The sequence below is a fragment of the Pseudomonas sp. 20P_3.2_Bac5 genome (genome assembly GCF_025466035.1).
Lineage (GTDB): Bacteria > Pseudomonadota > Gammaproteobacteria > Pseudomonadales > Pseudomonadaceae > Aquipseudomonas.
Map to the genome: position 1 here is coordinate 76,923 of NZ_JANLOA010000047.1, position 16,364 is coordinate 93,286.

Here is a 16,364-nt window from a genome sequence, read left to right on the forward strand (position 1 = left end):
GCTCTTACCGGGCCGAAGCGAGTTGAGTGAAAGCGGTACCGAGCCACTGCTGCACACCGCTCATGGTGGCGGCAGAAGTGTCGAGGAACGGTTGCGGGTACACGCCCAGCAGGATCAGCAGGCCAGCCAGGCCCAGCACCATGATCAGTTCGCGGTTGTCCATGCCGGCCAGGACCTCGTCGGATTTCGACGGGCCGAAGTAGGCGCGGTGGATCATGATCAGCGAGTAGACCGAGCCGAACACCAGGCCGGAGGTGGCGATGACGGTGACCCACGGGGCACTGACGAAGCTGCCGATCAGGATCAGGAACTCACCGACGAAGTTACCGGTGCCCGGCAGACCCAGCGACGCTGCCGCGAAGAACAGGCTGATGGCCGGCAGGTAGGCGATGCGGTGCCACAGGCCACCCATCTGGCGCATGTCACGGGTGTGCAGGCGCTCGTACAGTTGACCGCTGAGGATAAACAGCGCGGCAGCCGAAACACCGTGGGCCAGCATCTGGATCACCGCGCCTTGCAGGGCTTGCTGGCTGCCGGAGTAGATACCGATCAGCACGAAGCCCATGTGCGAAACGCTGGAGAAGGCGATCAGACGCTTGATGTCAGTCTGGGCGAACGCCAGGAAGGCACCGTAGAAGATCCCGATCAGACCCAGGGTCATGGCGATCGGCGCGAACTCGGCCGAGGCGTTCGGGAACAGCGGCAGGGCGAAACGCAGCAGGCCGTAGGCCGCGGTCTTCAGCAGGATACCGGCCAGGTCCACGGAACCGGCGGTCGGCGCCTGGGCGTGAGCGTCAGGCAGCCAGGAGTGGAACGGCACCACCGGCAGCTTGACCGCGAAGGCGATGAAGAAGCCGAGCATCAGCAGGTATTCGGTGCCGGCCGGCAGGTCGGCTTTCAGCAACTGGGTGTAATCGAAGGTGATCACCCCGGTGTTGTTGAAGTTGACCAGTACCAGACCGAGGATCGCCACCAGCATGATCAGGCCGCTGGCCTGGGTGAAGATGAAGAACTTGGTTGCTGCGTAGATCCGGGTCTTCTTGCCGTCGGAGGAGCTGTGACCCCAGAGCGCGATGAGGAAATACATCGGCACCAGCATCATTTCCCAGAAGAAGAAGAACAGGAACAGGTCCAGGGCCAGGAACACCCCGACCACGCCGCCGAGGATCCACATCAGGTTGAGGTGGAAGAAGCCGACGTGGCGCTGGATCTCTTTCCACGAGCAGAGCACCGAGAGCACACCGAGCAGGCCGGTGAGCAGGATCATCAGCAGCGACAGGCCGTCGAGGGCCAGGTGCAGGCTGATGCCGAAGCGCTCGATCCACAGCACTTTGAATTCAACCGCCCACTGCGGCGCGGCGCCGGGAGCGGGGGCGAGGGTGTAGTCCCCGTTGGCCCACAGCCAGAGGCCAATACCAAGCAGGAGGGACATGGTCAGCAGCGCGATCCAGCGCGGCAGGGTGGCGCCGAAGCGCTCACCCAGCCAGCACAGCAGGCCGCCGATAAAGGGGATCAGGATCAGCCAAGGCAAAATCATGACGGGCTCAATTCCTTTCGCAAAGTCGCAAGGTTCATATCAGACCGCAGCCATCAAAACGGCGCCGAGTACAAGGACGGCACCCACGGCGATCGAAGCGGTGTACCAGCGCAGCTGACCGGTTTCGGTTTTGCTCATGGCGGCGTGACCGCCCCGAGCCATACGCGGAATCAGGCCAATGCCGCGGTCAACCGGATCCTTGCGCAGGATGTGGCTGATCAACAGGTAAGGTTTGACGAACAGCTTGTCGTAGATCCAGTCGAAGCCCCAGGCGGCGAACCACCAGGCCGAGAGGACGCGGCCGATGCCGCTGTTGGCGATGGCGGTGACCAGGCGACGCTTGCCCAGGAACAGCACCGCGGCCAGCAGGATACCCGCGATGGCGATGGCGCCCGAGGCGATTTCCAGGCTGTGCTTGGCTTCGCCGCCGGCATGGCCAGCGCTTTCCGGCAGAACGCCGGCCAGCGGTGGATGGATCCAGGCACCGACGAAGGTCGACAGGACGATCAGCACGCTCAGCGGCAGCCAGTGCGAAATGCCGTGGCCGGCATGGGCTTCGGTCTTGGCTTCGCCGTGGAAGGCGATGAAGATCAGGCGGAAGGTGTACAGCGAGGTCATGAACGCACCCACCAGGCCAGCGTACAGCAGACCGGTGTTACCGCTGGCGAAGGCTTCCCAGAGGATCTCGTCCTTGGAGTAGAAGCCAACGGTGATCAGCGGCAAGGCAGCCAGCGCAGCGCCACCGACCACGAAGCTGGTGTAGGCCAGAGGCAGTTTCTTCCACAGGCCGCCCATCTTGAAGATGTTCTGCTCGTGGTGGCAGGCAACGATCACCGCACCCGAGGCGAGGAACAGCAGGGCCTTGAAGAAGGCGTGGGTCATCAGGTGGAAGATCGCCGCGTCCCAGGCACCGACGCCCAGGGCCAGGAACATGTAGCCGATCTGGCTCATGGTGGAGTAGGCGAGGATACGTTTGATGTCGGTCTGGACCAGCGCGGCGAAACCGGCCAGGACCAGGGTCACACCGCCGACCACGCCAACCAGGTGCAGTACATCCGGCGCCAGGGCGAACAGGCCGTGGGTACGGGCGATCAGGTAGACGCCTGCGGTCACCATGGTCGCGGCGTGGATCAGTGCCGAAACCGGGGTAGGACCGGCCATCGCGTCCGCCAGCCAGGTCTGCAGCGGCAGTTGCGCGGATTTACCGACGGCACCACCGAGCAGCATCAGGGTCGCCAGGACCATCCAGGTGTCGCCCGCCTGGAACTTCTGCGGCGCGAGCACCAGCAGTTCCTGCACGTTCAGGGTGCCGAGCTGCTGGAACAGGATGAACAGGCCGATGGCCATGAACACGTCGCCGATACGGGTGACGATGAACGCCTTGAGTGCCGCGTTACCGTTGTTGCGGTTGCTGTAGTAGAAACCGATCAACAGGTACGAGCACAGGCCCACGCCTTCCCAACCGAAGTAGATGAACAGCAGGTTGTCGCCCAGGATCAGGAACAACATGCTGGCAATGAACAGGTTGGTGTAGGAGAAGAAGCGCGAGTAACCCGCTTCACCGCGCATGTACCAGGAGGCGAACAGGTGGATCAGGAAGCCGACGCCGACCACCACGCCCAGCATGGTGACCGACAGGCCATCCAGGTGCAGGGTGAAGGTAGGTGCGAAGCCGTCAACCGACATCCACTGCCACAGCAGTTGGCTGTACACGCCGCCTTCCGGTGGCGCGACGTTGAATTGCCAGATCACCCAGGCTGCGACGATCGCCGACAGACCGACCGAGCCGACACCGATCAGCGCCGACAGGTTCTCCGAGAAACGACCACGGGAGAACGACAGCAGCAGGAAGCCGATCAGGGGGAATACGAAAGTCAGAAAGAGAAGATTCATCCGCGCATCTCACTGGCTGCATCGATATCGAGAGTGTGGAAGCGGCGATACAGCTGCAGCAGGATCGCCAGGCCGATACTGGCTTCGGCGGCTGCCAGGCTGATCACCAGGATGAACATGATCTGTCCATCCGGCTGCGCCCAGCGGGCGCCAGCGACGATGAAGGCCAGTGCCGAGGCGTTCATCATGATTTCCAGACTCATCAGCACGAAGAGAATGTTGCGGCGGACCATCAGGCCGACCAGACCGAGGCAGAACAGAATGCCGGCGACGGCCAGGCCGTGTTCGAGTGGGATAGCAGGCATGTGATTACTCCTTCGCCTCGTTGCGGCCGAGGTGGAAAGCCGTTACCGCTGCGGCGAGCAGCAGCATGGAGGCCAGTTCCACTACCAGCAGGTAAGGACCAAACAGGCTGATGCCGACCGCCTTGGCGTCGACGGTGGTGTGGCCGATGGCGGCACCGCTCTGGTGGCTGAACAACACGTACAGCAGTTCGAGTAGCAGCAGCGTGCCGAGCACCACGGGGCCGGTCCAGATGCCGGGCTTGAGCCAGCCACGTTCCTGGGCGACCGACGCCGGGCCGAGGTTGAGCATCATCACCACGAAGACGAACAGCACCATAATGGCGCCAGCGTAGGCGATCACTTCCAGCGCGCCGGCAAACGGAGCGCCGAGGGCGAAGAAGGTCATCGCCACGGAGATCAGCGAAATGATCAGGTAGAGCAGGGCGTGCACGGGGTTGGTGTTGGTGATCACCCGAAGGGTGGACACCACAGCGACACCGGATGCGAAATAGAAAGCGAATTCCATCTTTCTTCCTTAAGGGAGCAAGCTCTTCACGTTGATCGGCTCGGCTTCGTTCTGCGCGGAGCCTTTCGGCTTGCCGGCAACCGCCATACCTGCAACACGGTAGAAGTTGTAATCAGGGTTCTTGCCTGGTCCGGCGATCAGCAGATCTTCCTTCTCGTACACCAGGTCCTGACGTTTGAACTCGGCCATTTCGAAATCCGGCGTGAGCTGGATCGCGGTGGTCGGGCAGGCTTCCTCGCAGAGGCCGCAGAAAATGCAGCGCGAGAAGTTGATGCGGAAGAACTCCGGATACCAGCGTCCGTCTTCCGTTTCGGCTTTCTGCAGCGAGATGCAACCGACCGGGCAGGCCACGGCACACAGGTTGCACGCTACGCAGCGCTCTTCGCCATCGGGGTCGCGGGTCAGCACGATACGGCCACGGTAGCGTGGCGGCAGGTAGACCGCTTCTTCCGGGTATTGCAGGGTGTCGCGTTTGCGGAACCCGTGGGAGAACACCATTACCAGGCTGCGCAGCTGGGTGCCGGTGCCCTTAACGATGTCGCCAATATATTTGAACATGGGTCAAATCCTCACTGGGCCGCAACAGCTGGCGTGTTGAGCAACACGAGCGCAGCGGTCACCAGCAAATTGATCAAGGTCAGCGGCAGGCAGAACTTCCAGCTGAAGTCCATCACCTGGTCATAGCGTGGGCGCGGGATGGAGGCGCGCAGCAGGATGAACAGCATGATGAAGAAGCCGGTTTTCAGGGCGAACCAGATGAACGGGATCTGCGGCAGGATGCCGAACGGACCGTGCCAGCCACCGAAGAACAGGGTTACCAGCAGCGCCGAGATCAGGATGATGCCGATGTACTCACCCACGAAGAACATGCCCCATTTCATGCCGGCGTATTCAATGTGGTAACCGTCGGCCAGTTCCTGTTCCGCTTCCGGCTGGTCGAACGGGTGACGGTGAGTCACGGCGACGCCAGCGATGAAGAAGGTACAGAAGCCGAAGAACTGCGGAATGATGAACCACAGGTTCTGCGCCTGGTAGTCGACGATGTCGCGCATGTTGAACGAGCCGACCTGGGCCACGATGCCCATCAGCGCCAGGCCCATGAACACTTCATAGGACACGGTCTGGGCCGAGGCGCGCAGGCTGCCGAGCAAGGCGTACTTGTTGTTCGACGACCAGCCGGCGAACAGTACGGCGTACACCGACAGACCGGCCATGGCGAAGAAGAACAGCAGGCCGATGTTCAGGTCCGCGACACCCCAGGTCGGGGTGATCGGGATGATCGCGAAGGCAATCAGCAGCGCGCTCATGGCCACGACCGGCGCCAGGGTGAAGATCATCTTGTCGACGAAGGGCGGATTCCAGTCTTCCTTGAAGAACATCTTCAGCATGTCGGCAGCGATCTGGAACATGCCGAACGGGCCGACGCGGTTCGGACCGTAGCGGTCCTGCCACCAGCCCAGCAGGCGCCGCTCGACGAAGCTGAGCAGCGCACCGCAGACCACCACCGCCAGCAAGACCACGACGGCCTTGACGACGGTAATGATCACATCGATCACTTCGGGGGTGAACCAGGTCATTGTGCTGCCTCCTGCAGGCCTTCGACGGATGCACCGAAGATGGCTGGCGGGATACCGGCCAGGCCTTTCGGCAGCGCAACCAGGCCAACGCCCAGTTCTTCATTGATGCGCAGCGGCAGACGCAGGGTCTGACCCGCGACGTTCAGGCTGAGCAGGGCGCCTTCGTTGACACCCAGGCGGTCGGCTTCGGCCTTGGCCAGTGCGACGTAGGCTTGCGGGATGCGCTCTTGCACCGGTGCTGCACGGGACGAACTCTCCTCGCTGCCGAACAGGTGGTAGAACGGCACGACCTGCCAGGTGCCGCGGGCCGGGGCGAAGGCGCCCGGAACGCTGGCGAACCAGTTCAGGCGATCACCCTGGGACTCGATCAGGCGAGTGCCCGGGTCACCGGCGCGCAGGTGGCCACCGACTTCGTCCTGGAACTTGTTCCAGGCTTGCGGCGAGTTCCAGCCCGGCGACCAGGCGAACGGCACTTGCGAGCGCGGTTCGGCGGAGCCCGAGTAACCTTCCATGGAGAAGGCGAAGGCGGTGTCCTTGTCCTGCGGGGTACGCGGTTCGTGCACGCTGATGTTGGCGCGCATGGCGGTACGACCGGAGTAGCGCAGCGGTTCGCGGGCGAGCTTCATGCCCTTGATGCGGAACGCGGCGGACGGTGCGGCGTTGACGATGCCGGCCAGTTGCGGGGTGACACTGGCGCAGGCGCTGGTGACGTGGTCCAGTTGGGTCCAGTCCACCGGCTGGTTCAGCAGGGTCGCACGCAGGGCGTGCATCCAGCGCCAGCCTTCGTGAACCAGGATGCTGCTGTCCAGATAGGTCGGATCGAAGACCTGGAAGAAGCGCTGGGCACGGCCTTCCTGGCTGACCAGAGTACCGTCGCCTTCGGCGAAGGAGGCGGCTGGCAGCACCAGGTGGGCGCGGTCGGTGGTCGGGGTCTTGGAGTGATCGGCAACGATGATCACTTTGGCAGCGGCGAACGCGGCGTCGACCTTGGCGGCCGGGACGCGGCTGTACAGGTCGTTTTCCAGCACGACGATGGCGTCGGCCTTGCCCGAGATCACCGCGTCCAGCGCGGCATCCACCGAGTCACCACCGAACATGGCCATGCCGATGCTGTTGGCTTCCGGCACCACCAGGCTCAGGGAGCCGGCCTTGTCCCGCAGCTTGAGGGCCTTGGCGATGTTGGCGGCAGCTTCGATCAGCGCCTTGGAACCCAGCGAACCACCGGAAACGATCAGCGGACGCTTGGCGGCGACCAGGGCATCGGCGATGCGCTTGGCCAGTTCCAGTGCGTCGGCGTCCAGGCCTTCGACGGCCGGGGCGCTTGGATCGATGGCGTGGGCCACGGCGAAGCCGAGGCGCGCCAGGTCGGCGGGCGCTGCGTGAACGCATTCTTCGGCGACGTCATCCAGCTTGGTTTCGGCCAGGCTGGCGATGAACAGCGGGTACAGGGCGTGCTGGCCGATGTTCTTCACCGCGGCGTCGAGCCATGGCTGGACTTTCATCGACTCGGCCATGGCCTCAGCCTTGCCCTTGGTAGCCTGACGCACGGACAGGGCGACGCGGGCAGCGGTCTGGGTCAGGTCTTCACCGAGGACGAACACGGCGTCGTGGTCTTCGATCTCGCGCAGGGTCGGCACTGGCAGCGGGCTGTCGTTGAGCACTTGCAGAACCAGGCGCACGCGCTCCAGTTCAGCGGCTTCCATACCCGAATAGAAGTACTCGGCACCGACCAGCTCGCGCAGGCCGTAGTTGCTTTCCAGGCTGGCGCGTGGCGAGCCGATACCGACGATGGTGCGGCCGCGCAGCAGATCGGCGGCCTGGTCGAGGGCAGCGTCCACGCTCAGCTTGGAGCCGTCGGCCAGCAGTGGCTGACGTGGGCGGTCGGTGCGGTTGACGTAGCCATAGCCGAAGCGGCCACGGTCGCAGAGGAAGTACTGGTTGACCGAACCGTTGAAGCGGTTCTCGATCCGGCGCAGTTCGCCGTAACGCTCGCCCGGGCTGATGTTGCAACCGCTGGAGCAGCCATGGCAGATGCTCGGGGCGAACTGCATGTCCCATTTGCGGTTGTAGCGCTCGGAGTGGGTCTTGTCGGTGAATACACCGGTAGGGCAGACCTCGGTCAGGTTGCCGGAGAATTCGCTCTCCAGGGTGCCGTCTTCGACACGGCCGAAGTACACGTTGTCGTGCGCGCCATAGACGCCCAGATCGGTGCCGCCGGCGTAGTCCTTGTAGTAACGCACGCAGCGATAGCAGGCGATGCAGCGGTTCATCTCGTGAGCGATGAACGGGCCGAGTTCCTGGTTCTGGTGGGTACGCTTGGTGAAACGGTAGCGGCGCTCGTTGTGGCCGGTCATGACCGTCATGTCTTGCAGGTGGCAGTGACCGCCTTCCTCGCAGACCGGGCAGTCGTGCGGGTGGTTGGTCATCAGCCATTCGACGACGCTGGCGCGGAACGCCTTGGACTCATCGTCTTCGATGGAAATCCAGGTGCCGTCGGTGGCGGGGGTCATGCAGGACATGACGATACGACCACGGGTGTCGTTCTCGTCGTTGTACTGCTTGACCGCACATTGCCGGCAGGCGCCGACGCTGCCGAGCGCCGGGTGCCAGCAGAAATAAGGGATGTCGAGGCCGAGCGACAGACAAGCCTGTAACAGGTTGTCCGCACCGTTGACTTCGAGCGCTTTGCCGTCTACGTGGATAGTGGCCATGGTTCAAAGTTCTTCGTTGGCCCGCGTGTGCGGGCGTGGCTAATGGAAATCGGTGTGCCCGCGGCTCGCGCGACAATGGTCGGGCGAGCCTGCGAGGCTGGCGGATGGCACGGACCATCCGCGTTTCATCTTGTTATGCGCCAACCACGATCGGGGCCGGGATTGGCTTGGCCAGGTTCGGGCTCAGGGCGGCGCTGCCAGGGGCGGCGACACCGGCCTCGAACTCGTGGCGGAAGTATTTGATGGCACTGCCCAGCGGCTCGACGGCGCCCGGTGCGTGGGCGCAGAAGGTGCGGCCAGGGCCGAGGAAGTTGACCAGGCCCAGCAGGGTCTCGATATCGCTCTGCTGGCCCTGGCCCTTCTCGAGGGCGCGCAGCATCTTCACGCTCCATGGCAGGCCGTCGCGGCACGGAGTGCACCAGCCGCAGGATTCGCGGGCGAAGAACTCTTCCATGTTGCGCAGCAGCGAGACCATGTTGACGCTGTCGTCCACCGCCATGGCCAGGCCAGTACCCATCCGGGTGCCCACCTTGGCGATGCCGCCGGCATACATCTGCGCGTCCAGGTGCTCGGGAAGCAGGAAGCCGGTACCGGCGCCGCCTGGCTGCCAGCACTTGAGCTTGAAGCCATCGCGCATGCCACCGGCGTAGTCTTCGAACAGCTCGCGGGCGGTGACGCCGAATGGCAGTTCCCACAGACCCGGGTTCTTCACCTTGCCGGAGAAGCCCATCAGCTTGGTGCCGTGGTCTTCGCTGCCTTCGCGTGCCAGCGACTTGTACCAGTCAACGCCGTTGCCAACGATGGCCGGCACGTTGCACAGGGTTTCGACGTTGTTCACGCAAGTCGGCTTGCCCCAGACGCCAACGGCGGCAGGGAAGGGCGGCTTGGAGCGCGGGTTGGCGCGACGGCCTTCCAGCGAGTTGATCAGCGCGGTCTCTTCGCCACAGATGTAGCGACCGGCGCCGGTGTGGACGAACAGCTCGAAATCGAAGCCGCTGCCGAGGATGTTCTTGCCCAGCAGGCCAGCGGCCTTGGCTTCATCGATGGCGCGGTTCAGGTTGCGTGCGGCGGTGGTGTATTCGCCGCGCAGGAAGATGTAGCCACGGTAGGCCTTGAGGGCGCGGGCGCTGATCAGCATGCCCTCGACCAGCAGATGGGGCTGTTGCTCCATCAGCATGCGGTCCTTCCAGGTGTTCGGCTCCATTTCATCCGCGTTGCACAGCAGGTAGCGGATGTTCATGGATTCGTCTTTGGGCATCAGGCCCCATTTGACGCCGGTGGGGAAGCCCGCACCGCCACGGCCTTTCAGGCCGGCATCTTTCACGGTCTGGACGATATCGTCCTGGGACATCTGCGCCAGTGCCTTGCGGGCAGCGGCATAGCCGTTCTTGGCCTGGTACTCGTCGAGCCAGACCGGCTCGCCGTCGTCACGCAGGCGCCAGGTCAGTGGGTGGGTCTCGGCGCTGCGCGCGATGCGGTTGGCCGGGCCGAAGGAAGTGATGGTCATGCGTAGCCCTCCAGCAGTTTGGCTACACCGGTCGGCTGTACGTCGCCGAAGGTGTCGTCATCGATCATCAGGGCCGGGGCCTTGTCGCAGTTGCCCAGGCAGCACACCGGCAGCAGGGTGAAACGACCGTCCGGGGTAGTCTGGCCGAGGCCGATGCCCAGTTCGCTCTGAATCTGGCCGACCACGGACTCGTGGCCACCGATGTAGCAGACCATGCTGTCGCAGACGCGGATGATGTGGCGTCCGACCGGCTGGCGGAAGATCTGGCTGTAGAAGGTGGCCACGCCTTCGACGTCGCTGGCCGGGATGCCGAGGATTTCGCCGATGGCATAGATGGCGCCGTCCGGCACCCAGCCACGTTGCTTCTGGACGATCTTCAGGGCTTCGATGGACGCCGCGCGCGGGTCCTCGTAGTGATGCATTTCGTGCTCGATGGCCGAGCGCTCGGTTTCGCTCAGGGCGAAACGGTCAGTCTGGATAAGCGTGCTGTTCATGCTTAGCGGTCCACGTCAGCCATAACGAAGTCGATACTGCCCAGGTACGCGATCAGGTCCGCGACCATGCTGCCGCGGATCACCGACGGGATCTGCTGCAGGTGCGGATAGCTCGGGGTACGAATCCGGGTGCGGTAGCTCATGGTGCCGCCATCGCTCGTCAGGTAATAACTGTTGATGCCCTTGGTCGCCTCGATCATCTGGAAGGACTCGTTGGCCGGCATGACCGGGCCCCACGAAACCTGCAGGAAGTGGGTGATCAGGGTTTCGATGTGCTGCAGGGTGCGCTCTTTCGGCGGCGGCGTGGTCAGCGGGTGATCCGCCTTGTACGGGCCTTCCGGCATGTTGCGCATGCACTGGTCGATGATGCGGATACTCTGGCGCATCTCTTCGACACGGACCATGCAGCGATCGTAGGCATCGCCGTTGTGGGCCAGCGGTACTTCGAACTCGAAGTTTTCGTAGCCGGAGTAAGGACGGGCCTTGCGCAGGTCGAAGTCCAGGCCGGTGGAACGCAGGCCGGCGCCGGTGACGCCCCATTCCAGCGCTTCCTTGGTGTTGTACTGGGCAACACCGATGGTACGGCCTTTGAGGATACTGTTCTGCAGGGCAGCCTTGGTGTACTCGTCGAGGCGCTTTGGCAGCCATTCGACGAAGTCTTTCACCAGTTTGTCCCAGCCGCGCGGCAGGTCATGGGCGACGCCACCGATGCGGTACCAGGCCGGGTGCAGACGGAAACCGGTGATGGCTTCGATCACGGTGTAGGCGCGCTGGCGGTCGGTGAAGGTGAAGAACACCGGGGTCATGGCGCCGACGTCCTGGATATAGGTACCCAGGAACAGCAGGTGGCTGGTGATCCGGAAGAACTCGGCCAGCATGATGCGGATGGTGTCGACCTTTTGCGGCACCTGGATGCCCGCCAGCTTCTCGACGGCCAATACGTACGGCAGGTTGTTCATCACCCCGCCGAGGTAGTCGATACGGTCGGTGTAGGGAATGAAGCTGTGCCAGGACTGGCGCTCGGCCATCTTCTCGGCACCACGGTGGTGGTAGCCGATGTCCGGTACGCAGTCGACGATCTCTTCACCGTCCAGTTGCAGGACGATACGGAACGCACCGTGGGCGGACGGGTGGTTGGGGCCGAGGTTGAGGAACATGTAGTCCTCGTTCGCGCCCTGACGTTTCATGCCCCAGGCTTCCGGGTTGAAGCGCGCGGCTTCTTCCTCGAGCTGCTGCTTGGCCAGGTTAAGGGTGAACGGGTCGAACTCGGTGGCGCGGGCAGGGAAGTCCTTGCGCAGCGGGTGACCTTCCCAGGTCGGCGGCATCATGATGCGGGTCAGGTGCGGGTGGCCGGCAAAGTCGATGCCGAACATGTCCCAGACTTCACGCTCGTACCAGTTGGCGTTTGGCCAGATGCCGGTCACGGTCGGAAGGTTCAGGTCATTTTCGTTCAGCGCGACCTTGATCATCACGTCGCTGTTTCGTTCTACCGAGAGCAGGTGGTAGAAAACGCTGAAGTCGGCGCCAGGCAGGCCGCGACGCTGGGTACGCAGGCGCTCGTCCACGCCGTGCAGGTCATACAGCATGCTGTACGGCTTGGGCACGTTGCGCAGGAAGGTGAGTACTTCGATCAGTTTGGCGCGGGCAACCCACAGCACCGGCATGCCGGTACGGGTCTCCTGGGCGGTGAACGCCTCGGGGCCAAAACGATTGTTCAGTTCGACGACCACATCCTGGTCGTCAGCCTTGTAAGGCGGAATATAAATAGCGGTGTCCGCGGTCATGGTCTCGGTCGCTTTCGGTCAACGTAGAGAATGAAGCCAGGCCGCCTGGTCTTGTGAACAGGCAGCGGTTCGCTGGATCAGACTTCGTCGGGGCTGCGCAGGTTGGTGACCTGCATGCGCTGTTCACGACGCAGCTCTTTCTGCGCTGGCATTTCGGCGCGATACACGCCTTGGTCGCCAACGACCCAGGAAAGAGGGCGACGCTCCTTGCCAATCGATTCCTGCAACAGCATCAAGCCTTGCAGGAATGCTTCAGGGCGAGGCGGGCAGCCAGGCACGTAGACATCCACGGGGAGGAACTTGTCGACCCCCTGAACGACCGAGTAAATGTCGTACATGCCACCGGAGTTGGCACACGAACCCATGGAAATGACCCATTTCGGCTCGAGCATCTGCTCGTAAAGACGCTGGATGATGGGTGCCATCTTGATGAAGCAGGTGCCAGCGATGACCATGAAGTCGGCCTGGCGCGGTGATGCCCGGATAACTTCAGCGCCGAAACGGGCGATGTCGTGCGGCGCGGTAAACGCCGTGGTCATCTCCACGTAGCAGCAGGACAGGCCGAAGTTGTAGGGCCACAGGGAGTTCTTGCGACCCCAGTTGACCGCACCACTGAGCACATCTTCGAGCTTGCCCATGAAGATGTTCTTGTGGACCTGGTCCTCTAGCAGCGAATCGGAGACGGTTTCCCGGTCTCCGATTGGATACTGCTCGTTGGGCGCATCCGGATCGATTCTGGTGAGATTGTATTGCATTGCCAAAGCCTCATTGTTTCAGCTTCGCTTGCCGCTTGCGACGACCCACGGGAGCCCAATCGAGCGCCCCGACCCGCCAAAGGTAGACAAGACCTGCCAACAGAATTGCTATGAAAACGAGAGCTTCGACGAATCCGGTCCAGCCGCTTTCGCGAATCGACACAGACCATGCAAAGAGAAAGAGGGCTTCGATATCGAAGATCACGAACAGCATCGCGACCAGATAGAATTTTGCCGAAAGGCGCAGGCGGGCACCGCCAGTGGGCAGCATGCCGGATTCGAAGGGTTCGTTCTTGCTACGGCCCCATGCCTTGCTACCGAGCAGGCTGGACAGACCGAGCATGAAGGCGCAGAGGCCGACGACACCCAAAAGGAAAATGGCAAAGCCCCAGTTGTGGGCGATGAGTCCAGTCGAATCGGGCATGCTGAAAATCCTTAACAGAGCACGTAGTCTCTGAGCTTGAAAAGAAGTAGAGCAGTGACGATATGTCGCAGCGAAATCTATCGCGCTGATTTTATGGGTAAACCTGGTGCAAGTAAAATTTCTGCTGCAAATTTATTCGTAGCATTAAGAACAAAAATCTTTCCCGACTCGCTGCAGGCCCCGTAATACGGGGATTGTCCCTTGTTTCGTTAATTATGTTTCTTTCACGGCGTAATGAATTGCAAGTTTCGTAATGATAATTAATATCATTTGAAGGTCTGTTGTTATTCCTACTGTTCAAGTCAACTACAAAGTTCATCGACTGTTTGCCTGCAAGTTATTGGTATCCCTTGTTCTAGACGCTTTTTCCGACCGGGGTCGGGGCTTGGGTCAACGCTTCGCTGGATTGTGCCGATTGCGCGTGTTGCGCCGACAGTGCAATGGCCCACTGGCCAAGCCAGTAGAACAGGATGATCAGGTACGGCGCGGCGGCGAAGGCGCTGACGAAGCGATCGATGCCGATCAGGCTGTCCGACAGCACGAAGCTCATGGCGCCAAACGCTGCGATGCCGCCACAGGCCAGCGCCCGCCAAAGCATGGCACTGATGGTCAGGGCGTAGAGCGCTACCGGGATGAGCAGCCCGCCCAGGCCGTGATAGGCCAGCAGGCCGAACAAACCTGCGCCGCAGAGGGCCGCCAGCAGCAGGGCGCCGAAGGCCGGCGCGCGGGTTCTGTGGAGATAGGCCCAGAGGTAGGCGAGGTGCGCGCAGAGAAACGCCGCCAGGCCTGCAACGAACAGATCGCCCGGCCACGCCAGGGCTATGTCGCCGATGATCGAGAAGCCCAGGCCGAGCATGATTCGCTGGCGATAGGGTGTGGCTGGCGCGGTGGTCAACCAGAGCAGCAGTATCAGTACCGGAATCGGCTTGGCCGCCAGGGCGAGCCAGAGGTCGGCGTTAGACACTGCATATAAATAGAAGGCGCCGCTGAGCAGCGCGAGGGCGCAAAGGGTCACGGAGCGGGGCATGGCCGGTCCTTGTTGTTGGCGTGCGTCCAAGCATAGTCGAAGGATCGCTGGGCATCCGGTTGCCGGATACGCAAAGAACAAGGCCCGGAACCCCATCACAGGTCCCGGGCCTTGCGTGTTACCCGAACATCAACAGCCGATCAGATCAGTGGAACTGCTCTTCTTCGGTGGAACCGGTCAGCGCGGTAACCGAAGACTTGCCACCCTGGATCACAGTGGTCATGTCGTCGAAGTAGCCGGTGCCCACTTCCTGCTGGTGCGCAACGAAGGTGTAGCCTTTCGATGCGTCAGCGAATTCCTGCTCTTGCAGCTTCACGTAGGCGGTCATGTCGTTGCGGGCGTAGTCGTGCGCCAGGTTGAACATGCCGTGCCACATGTTGTGGATGCCGGCCAGGGTGATGAACTGGTGCTTGTAGCCCATTGCCGACAGTTCGCGCTGGAACTTGGCGATGGTTGCGTCGTCCAGGTTCTTCTTCCAGTTGAAGGAAGGCGAGCAGTTGTAGGACAGGATCTGGTCCGGGTATTCCTTCTTGATCGCTTCGGCGAAGCGACGAGCCTCGTCCAGGTCTGGCTTGGCGGTTTCGCACCAGATCAGGTCGGCGTAAGGCGCATAGGCCAGGCCGCGAGCGATGGCTTGGTCCAGGCCGGCACGTACTTTGTAGAAGCCTTCCTGGGTACGCTCGCCGATCACGAACGGTTGGTCGTACGGGTCGCAGTCGCTGGTCAGCAGGTCGGCGGCGTTGGCGTCGGTACGGGCCAGGATGATGGTCGGTACGCCGGCAACGTCGGCCGCCAGACGGGCAGCGCTCAGCTTTTGAACGGCTTCCTGGGTCGGAACCAGAACCTTGCCGCCCATGTGGCCGCATTTCTTCACGGAAGCCAGTTGGTCTTCGAAGTGAACGCCGGCAGCGCCTGCTTCGATCATGTTCTTCATCAGTTCGTAGGCGTTCAGTACGCCGCCGAAACCGGCTTCAGCGTCAGCCACGATTGGTGCGAAGTAATCGATGTAGCCGTCATCGCCTGGGTTCTTGCCGGCTTTCCACTGGATCTGGTCGGCGCGACGGAACGAGTTGTTGATGCGCTTGACCACGGTTGGAACCGAATCCACCGGGTACAGCGACTGGTCTGGGTACATGGACTCGGCCGAGTTGTTATCGGCAGCCACTTGCCAGCCGGACAGGTAGATAGCCTGGATGCCGGCCTTGACCTGTTGAACAGCCTGGCCGCCGGTCAGGGCGCCCATGCAGTTGACGAAATCTTTTTCAGGGCGGAAGGACGGGTGGGCGCCCTTGGTGACCAGATTCCACAGTTTTTCCGCACCCATGCGGGCCAGGGTGTGCTCTGGCTGAACGGAACCACGCAGACGGACGACATCGGCAGCGGTGTAGGTACGGGTCACGCCTTTCCAGCGCGGGTTCTCGGCCCAGTCTTTTTCGAGGGCTGCAATTTGCTGTTCGCGTGTCAGTGCCATGGAAATAAGCCTCGTCGCATAGGTCTTGTGAAAAATGTTCGCTCTGTCGGCTGCGCTGTTGATACAGGGGCAGCACCGAATGCTCGCTGGTCAGAGGACGCTGGCGACTCAGTCTAGTCTGGCGAAGTTACGACGTTGAACGATGGTGCTCGAAAAGGGGAAGTGAGCAGGTGCTGGCGGACTGTCGGGCAGGTTGGCTCGTGGTTGCCGTGCTACGTCGATCAGGTTTTGCCATGTACCGTTGATGCGCTTCCGTCCCTCGGGACAACTTCGTTCCAGTCGCAATCTCGTCAAACCGCCTTGTGGGCTGTACAGACACGGACTCGGCTCAGGTGGGTAGGTTAGAGCGCGATCCGAAGGCCCTTGCCAGGGCC

General features: G+C 62.3%; 14 protein-coding genes. All 14 read right to left on the reverse strand.

Features of this window, described 5'->3' with window-relative positions; genetic code table 11:
- Nucleotides 1–4: 4 nt before the first annotated feature.
- The 14 genes from nuoM to aceA all read right to left on the reverse strand — a co-directional run bounded on the left by nuoM (nt 5) and on the right by aceA (nt 15,990).
- A complete protein-coding gene (gene nuoM, locus NTD88_RS08290; RefSeq protein ID WP_095157252.1) occupies nt 5–1,537 on the reverse strand; it encodes an NADH-quinone oxidoreductase subunit M in 1,533 nt (510 codons plus the stop codon).
- 39 nt (nt 1,538–1,576) lie between these two features.
- Nucleotides 1,577–3,430: an NADH-quinone oxidoreductase subunit L gene (gene nuoL, locus NTD88_RS08295; protein ID WP_095157253.1), complete on the reverse strand. Its 1,854-nt coding sequence runs from the start codon at nt 3,428–3,430 to the stop codon at nt 1,577–1,579.
- The gene (nuoK, locus tag NTD88_RS08300) at nt 3,427–3,735 is read right to left on the reverse strand and encodes an NADH-quinone oxidoreductase subunit NuoK (RefSeq protein ID WP_042125487.1); all 309 of its coding nucleotides are present in this window, start codon (nt 3,733–3,735) and stop codon (nt 3,427–3,429) included. The genes nuoL and nuoK overlap by 4 nt, the downstream gene beginning before the upstream one ends.
- A gap of 4 nt (nt 3,736–3,739) precedes the next feature.
- Nucleotides 3,740–4,240: an NADH-quinone oxidoreductase subunit J gene (gene nuoJ, locus NTD88_RS08305; RefSeq protein WP_095157254.1), complete on the reverse strand. Its 501-nt coding sequence runs from the start codon at nt 4,238–4,240 to the stop codon at nt 3,740–3,742.
- A 9-nt stretch (nt 4,241–4,249) separates the two neighbouring features.
- A complete protein-coding gene (gene nuoI / locus NTD88_RS08310) occupies nt 4,250–4,798 on the reverse strand; it encodes an NADH-quinone oxidoreductase subunit NuoI (RefSeq protein ID WP_095157255.1) in 549 nt (182 codons plus the stop codon).
- An 11-nt stretch (nt 4,799–4,809) separates the two neighbouring features.
- Nucleotides 4,810–5,817: an NADH-quinone oxidoreductase subunit NuoH gene (nuoH, locus tag NTD88_RS08315; protein ID WP_095157257.1), complete on the reverse strand. Its 1,008-nt coding sequence runs from the start codon at nt 5,815–5,817 to the stop codon at nt 4,810–4,812.
- On the reverse strand, nt 5,814–8,528 hold the full coding sequence (gene nuoG / locus NTD88_RS08320) for an NADH-quinone oxidoreductase subunit NuoG (RefSeq protein WP_262154157.1): 2,715 nt from the start codon (nt 8,526–8,528) through the stop codon (nt 5,814–5,816). Before nuoG ends, nuoH begins: the two co-directional genes overlap by 4 nt.
- 133 nt (nt 8,529–8,661) lie before the next feature.
- The gene (gene nuoF / locus NTD88_RS08325) at nt 8,662–10,035 is read right to left on the reverse strand and encodes an NADH-quinone oxidoreductase subunit NuoF (protein WP_110973222.1); all 1,374 of its coding nucleotides are present in this window, start codon (nt 10,033–10,035) and stop codon (nt 8,662–8,664) included.
- Nucleotides 10,032–10,529, reverse strand: coding sequence for an NADH-quinone oxidoreductase subunit NuoE (nuoE, locus tag NTD88_RS08330; RefSeq protein WP_095157263.1), 498 nt, complete (start codon nt 10,527–10,529; stop codon nt 10,032–10,034). The genes nuoF and nuoE overlap by 4 nt, the downstream gene beginning before the upstream one ends.
- A 2-nt stretch (nt 10,530–10,531) precedes the next feature.
- Nucleotides 10,532–12,313, reverse strand: a complete 1,782-nt coding sequence (gene nuoC, locus NTD88_RS08335; protein WP_095157265.1) for an NADH-quinone oxidoreductase subunit C/D — start codon at nt 12,311–12,313, stop codon at nt 10,532–10,534.
- A 77-nt stretch (nt 12,314–12,390) separates the two neighbouring features.
- Nucleotides 12,391–13,068, reverse strand: a complete 678-nt coding sequence (locus tag NTD88_RS08340; protein ID WP_095157267.1) for an NADH-quinone oxidoreductase subunit B — start codon at nt 13,066–13,068, stop codon at nt 12,391–12,393.
- Nucleotides 13,069–13,078: 10 nt separating this feature from the next.
- Entirely contained in the window at nt 13,079–13,492 is a 414-nt protein-coding gene (locus tag NTD88_RS08345) for an NADH-quinone oxidoreductase subunit A (protein WP_095157269.1), read from the reverse strand.
- A gap of 355 nt (nt 13,493–13,847) precedes the next feature.
- Nucleotides 13,848–14,519 (reverse strand): lysoplasmalogenase, encoded by a 672-nt coding sequence (locus NTD88_RS08350; RefSeq protein WP_262154158.1) that lies wholly within the window; start codon nt 14,517–14,519, stop codon nt 13,848–13,850.
- A gap of 145 nt (nt 14,520–14,664) precedes the next feature.
- The gene (gene aceA, locus NTD88_RS08355; protein WP_095157271.1) at nt 14,665–15,990 is read right to left on the reverse strand and encodes an isocitrate lyase; all 1,326 of its coding nucleotides are present in this window, start codon (nt 15,988–15,990) and stop codon (nt 14,665–14,667) included.
- Nucleotides 15,991–16,364 lie beyond the last annotated feature (374 nt).